Annotated in this window: 1 protein-coding gene; it reads right to left on the reverse strand. The window is 65.5% G+C overall.

Going from position 1 to position 1332, the window contains the following annotated elements; translation table 11 throughout:
- Window positions 1-1332: TonB-dependent receptor (locus Q0D45_RS18480; RefSeq protein ID WP_293396293.1), on the reverse strand; the 1332-nt coding region annotated here is incomplete at both ends.

Genomic DNA, 1332 nt, shown 5'->3' on the forward strand with positions numbered 1-1332 from the left:
GCTGTTCGCTGTCCTGACGCGAGACATTGACGCCATCACCGATGCCGGTGAAGGTGCCGCGGGCTTCGTCGCGGAAGCGGAAATTGGTGTCGTAAAGACCGGTGAGCTGGAAGCCGATCTTCTGGGTGCCGCCGAACTTGAACACGTTGCCGTAGGTCAAGCTGCCGCCGAAGTCGGCCGGTGCCTTGTCGATGCGCTGCAGGTCGAACAGATTCGGCAGCGACTGCAGAAGGCCCAGACGTTGGTCGGAGGTAGCGCTGCCGAGCGAATTGGCGCCATTGTTGGTGATGTCGCGATAGAGGTGCGGCAATTCGCGCTGACCGCCGTCGAAGCCCAGGTAGTCGAAATCCGAGCCTTGATAGGTGAGCACCGGCGATGCCGTGGTCTGGGTGTTGCCACCGACGTTGACTCGGATCGCGCCGGTTTCGAAATCCGGCGTCGGCCGCGTCTCGATCAGCGCGACGCCACCGGAGAACTCGCCCGGCAGGTCGGCGCTATAGGTTTTCTGCACCGTCAGGCCGCCGAGGAATTCGCTCGGGAAGGCATCGACGGCGACCACGCGGCGGCTCGGGTTGAAGCTCGGGATTTCGGCGCCGTTGACCAGGGTCGTCGAATAGCGATCACCGAGACCGCGGACCACCACGACATTGTTCTGCACGCTGACGCCGGTCACGCGGCGGATCGCTTCTCCGGCGTTGGAATCACCGGCGGCGGCGATTTCTTCCTGCGAAACCGAGTCGATGACCGAGGTCGCGACTCTTTCCTTGGTCGCTGTCGACTGACGCCTGACCACGCCTTTCACAGTGACCGTGCCGAGTGAGGTGGCGCCGTTGCCCGGAGTGGCGGCCGTGGTCGTGGCTGCTGCGGATGAAGGCTTGACGGCACTGACGCTGACCGCCAGCGAGCCGCCGAACAGCGGCGAGGCGCGGACGCCGGTGATGTCCTGCGGCGCCGAGCCTTCGGCGGCGACCTGCACCGTGTATTCGCCGCGCGGCAGGTCCAGCTTGAAAGCGCCGCTGGCGTCGGTGGTGGTGTTGATGGCGGTGTCGGCGGCCGAAACCCTGGCGCCGGCGAGCGGCTTTCCGCTGCTGTCGGTGACCGTGCCGGCGATCGGCGTGATCGCGGCTTCGCGAGCATTGAAGATGTCGCGTTCGACCTTGGCGTCGCCGATATCGGCGGGCAGGTTGACGGCGACTTCGGCGGCATCGGTATCGCCGAGGCGAATCTCGGTGAACGCGACATTGGTGGTGCCGCGCGTCAGCACGATGCGATGCAGGCCGCTGGTGGTTCTGAAACTGATGCGGCCACCGGCATCGGTGGTGCCGATCGATT

The organism is Nevskia sp. (assembly GCF_023266035.1).
Classification (GTDB): Bacteria; Pseudomonadota; Gammaproteobacteria; order Nevskiales; family Nevskiaceae; genus Nevskia.